General features: G+C 72.5%; 4 protein-coding genes. 1 reads left to right on the forward strand and 3 read right to left on the reverse strand.

Going from position 1 to position 3,707, the window contains the following annotated elements:
- Positions 1–32: 32 nt before the first annotated feature.
- The 3 genes from ACSNN9_RS28085 to leuC form a co-directional block, all read right to left on the reverse strand.
- Positions 33–734 (reverse strand): HU family DNA-binding protein, encoded by a 702-nt coding sequence (locus ACSNN9_RS28085; RefSeq protein ID WP_436676329.1) that lies wholly within the window; start codon positions 732–734, stop codon positions 33–35.
- Between the two features lie 172 nt (positions 735–906).
- Complete coding sequence (gene leuD / locus ACSNN9_RS28090; protein WP_436676327.1) at positions 907–1,494, reverse strand: 3-isopropylmalate dehydratase small subunit; 588 nt, start codon at positions 1,492–1,494, stop codon at positions 907–909.
- 12 nt (positions 1,495–1,506) lie between these two features.
- Positions 1,507–2,955 (reverse strand): 3-isopropylmalate dehydratase large subunit, encoded by a 1,449-nt coding sequence (leuC, locus tag ACSNN9_RS28095; protein WP_436676328.1) that lies wholly within the window; start codon positions 2,953–2,955, stop codon positions 1,507–1,509.
- A gap of 49 nt (positions 2,956–3,004) precedes the next feature.
- Between leuC and ACSNN9_RS28100 the strand changes: the two genes are divergently transcribed.
- Positions 3,005–3,691: an IclR family transcriptional regulator gene (locus ACSNN9_RS28100; protein ID WP_013284529.1), complete on the forward strand. Its 687-nt coding sequence runs from the start codon at positions 3,005–3,007 to the stop codon at positions 3,689–3,691.
- Positions 3,692–3,707: the final 16 nt, after the last annotated feature.

A 3,707-nucleotide genomic window follows, 5' to 3' on the forward strand; every position in this document is an offset into this window, starting at 1 on the left:
GGGGGGGGGCCCCCCTTCTCGTACCGCTCGGCTCAGCGCTTGGTCGCGGCCTTCTTGGCCGGCGCCTTCTTCGCCGCCGCGCTCTTGCTCGCCGTCGCGGCGGTCTTCTTCGCCGCCGTGGCCTTCGTCGCCGCGGTGGTCTTCTTCGCCGGGGCGGCCTTGGTGGTCGCGGTCTTCTTCGCCGCGGTGGTCTTGGTCGCCTTCGCCGCGGGGGCCTTCTTGGCCGCCGTGGTCGCCTTGGCCCCGGTCGCCTTCGCGCCCGCCGCCTTGGCTCCGGTGGCCTTGGCTCCGGTGGCCTTGGCACCGGTGGCCTTGGCACCGGCCGCCTTGGCCCCGGTGGCCTTCGCCCCGGTGGCCTTGGCACCCGTCGTCTTGGCCGCCGCGGTGGTCTTGGCGGCGGTGGTGGTCTTGGCGGCGGCCGCCGTGGTCTTCTTCGCCGCCGCCGTGGCCTTCGGCACCTTGCCGCTGGCCACCATCTCCTTGAATCCGGCGCCGGGACGGAAGGTCGGGACGGATGTCTTCTTGACCTTCACCGCCTCGCCGGTCCGCGGGTTGCGCGCTGTTCGGGCGCCCCGGACGCGCTTTTCGAACGCTCCGAATCCGGTGATCGCCACCTTCTCGCCCTTGGTGACCGCCGCCTGGACCTCAGCGAGGACCGCGTCGAGCGCGGCCGTCGCCGTCTTCCGGTCCCCCAGGCGAACGGCGAGCGCCTCGATGAGCTCGGCCTTGTTCACGACTTCCTCCCGATTGTGCAACTGACTCGACGCGAGCCATTCTGCGCGCACGGTATGCCCTGTGCTGCCGGGACACAAACATTCGGTCGAAAAAAGCCCTTGTGTCGTAACGGATTCGCCCCGGCCGGTGAGACCGGCCGGGGCGGAAACCGCTGTGGGATCGGGCGTACGGCTAAACGACCGAGGGCAGGAACGGCGGCCGGGTGGCCTCGAAGGCGCTGATCTCCGCCTCGTGGCGGAGGGTGAGTCCAATGTCGTCCAAGCCCTCCAGCAGCCGCCAGCGGCTGAAGTCGTCCAACGGGAACGACCAGGTGGCCTCTCCGACCCGCACCTCGCGGGCGGTCAGGTCGACGGTGACCGGGGTGGTCGGGTCGGCCTCCACCAGATCCCAGATCGCCTCGACCGCCTTCAATTCCAGCTCGACCGGGAGCAGACCCTCCTTGAGCGCGTTGCCCCGGAAGATGTCGCCGAAGCGGGGTGAGATCACGGCCCGGAAGCCCCAGTCGCGCAGCGCCCAGACCGCGTGCTCCCGGGAGGAGCCGGTGCCGAACTCGGGACCGGCCACAAGAATCGACGCACCGGAATGGGCGCGATCGTTGAGCACGAATTCCGGGTCCTCGCGCCAGGCGCTGAACAAGCCGTCCGCGAAACCGGTCCGGGTCACCCGCTTGAGGTACACGGCGGGGATGATCTGATCGGTGTCCACGTTGGAGCGCCGCAGCGGCACGGCGGTGCCCGTGTGGGTGGTGAACCTCTCCATCTGGGTGCCCTTCTACAGGTCGGCGGGAGCGGCCAGCCGGCCCGCCACGGCGGTGGCGGCGGCGACCGGCGGGGAGACCAGGTGGGTGCGTCCGCCCCGGCCCTGGCGGCCCTCGAAGTTGCGGTTTGAGGTGGAGGCGGAGCGCTGGCCCGGCGAGAGCGTGTCCGGGTTCATGCCCAGGCACATGGAGCAGCCGGCGAAGCGCCACTCGGCGCCGGCGTCGGTGAAGACCTTGTCCAACCCTTCCGCCTGGGCCGCCTCGCGCACGGCGGCGGAACCGGGCACGACCAGCATCCGCACCCCGTCGGCCACCCGGTGCCCGCGCAGCACGTCGGCGGCGGCCCGGAGGTCCTCCAGCCGGCCGTTGGTGCAGGAGCCGACGAAGACCACGTCGACCGCGAGGTCCCGCAGCGGGGTGCCGGGGCGCAGGTCCATGTACTCCAGCGCGCGCCGGGCGGCGGTCCGCTCGGCCTCGGTGACGAACTCCTCGGGCGTGGGCACCACCGCGCCCAGCGGCGCGCCCTGACCCGGGTTGGTGCCCCAGGTGACGAACGGGGTGACCGCGCCGGCGTCCAGGGTCACCTCGGCGTCGAAGGTGGCGCCCTCGTCCGTGGGCAGGGTCCGCCACCAGGCGACCGCCGCGTCCCAGTCGGCGCCCTTCGGTGCGTTCGGCCGCCCCTTCAGGTACGCGAAGGTGGTCTCGTCCGGCGCGATCATGCCGGCCTTGGCGCCCCACTCGATGGACATGTTGGCGATGGTCATCCGCCCCTCCATGGACAGCGACCGGATCGCCTCGCCGCGGTACTCGACGATGTGCCCGCGGCCGCCGCCCGTGCCGACCTGGGCGATCAGCGCGAGCACCAGGTCCTTGGCGGTGACCCCCGGGGCGAGCTGCCCGGTCACGTTCACCGCCATCGTCTTCGGCCGGCTCTGCGGCAGCGTCTGGGTGGCCAGCACGTGCTCGACCTCACTCGTGCCGATGCCGAACGCGAGCGCGCCGAAGGCGCCGTGGGTGGCGGTGTGCGAGTCGCCGCAGACGATGGTCATGCCGGGCTGGGTGACGCCGAGCTGCGGGCCGATGACGTGCACGATGCCCTGGTTCTCGTCGCCCAACGGGTGCAGCCGGACGCCGAACTCGGCGCAGTTGCGGCGCAGCGTCTCGATCTGGGTGCGCGAGGTGGGGTCGGCGATGGTGAGCAGGTCGCCGCGCCGCCGCTGGAACGACGGGTCCGCGTACCCCGTCGGAGTGTTGTGGTCCTCCGTCGCGAGCGTGAGGTCGGCGCGGCGCACCCGGCGCCCGGCGAGACGCAACCCGTCGAAGGCCTGCGGGCTCGTCACCTCGTGCAGCAGGTGCAGGTCGATGAAGAGCAGATCGGGCTCGCCCTCGGCGGACCGTACGACGTGCGCGTCCCAGACCTTCTCGGCCAGGGTCCTCGGCTCGGTAGTAGTGACTCCCACCATCTGGACATCCTAAATTCTGGGAGGTAAGTTTCGGCTTGTGGGACACAGTATGAGCGGTGTCGGCGTTCTCGACAAGGCGGTGGTCATCCTGGCCGCCTGCGTCGACGGCGCCAGCCTGGCCGAACTCGTTGAACGCACCAAGCTGCCCCGGGCCACCGCGCACCGGCTGGCGCAGGCGCTGGAGATCCACCGGATGCTGGTCCGGGACACCCAGGGGCGCTGGCGTCCCGGCCCGCGCCTGGGTGAGCTCGCCAACGCCGCGCCGGACGTGCTCCTGACGGCGGCGGAGCCGCTGCTGGCGGCGCTGCGGGACGCCACCGGCGAAAGCGCCCAGCTCTACCTGCGCCGCGCCGACGAGCGCATCTGCGTGGCCGCCGCCGAGCGGGCCAGCGGCCTGCGGGACACCGTCCCGGTCGGCTCGGTGCTGCCGATGACGGCGGGCTCCGCGGCGCAGATCCTGCTCGCCTGGGAGCCGCCCGAGGCCGTGATGCCGCTACTGCCCCGGTCGAAGTTCACCGGCCGCACCCTGGCCGAGGTACGCCGCCGGGGCTGGGCGCAGAGCGTCGCCGAGCGCGAGGCCGGTGTGGCGAGCGTCTCGGCCCCGATCCGCGACCGCACCGGCCGGGTCATCGCCGCGATCAGCATCTCCGGCCCGATCGAGCGCCTGGGTCGCCGCCCCGGCGAACGGCACGCGATGGCCGTGGTCCGAGCCGGCCAACGCCTCTCCGGCCTCTGACCCCCAGCCCTCCCAC

The sequence above is a fragment of the Micromonospora sp. URMC 107 genome (genome assembly GCF_051386315.1).
GTDB lineage: Bacteria > Actinomycetota > Actinomycetes > Mycobacteriales > Micromonosporaceae > Micromonospora.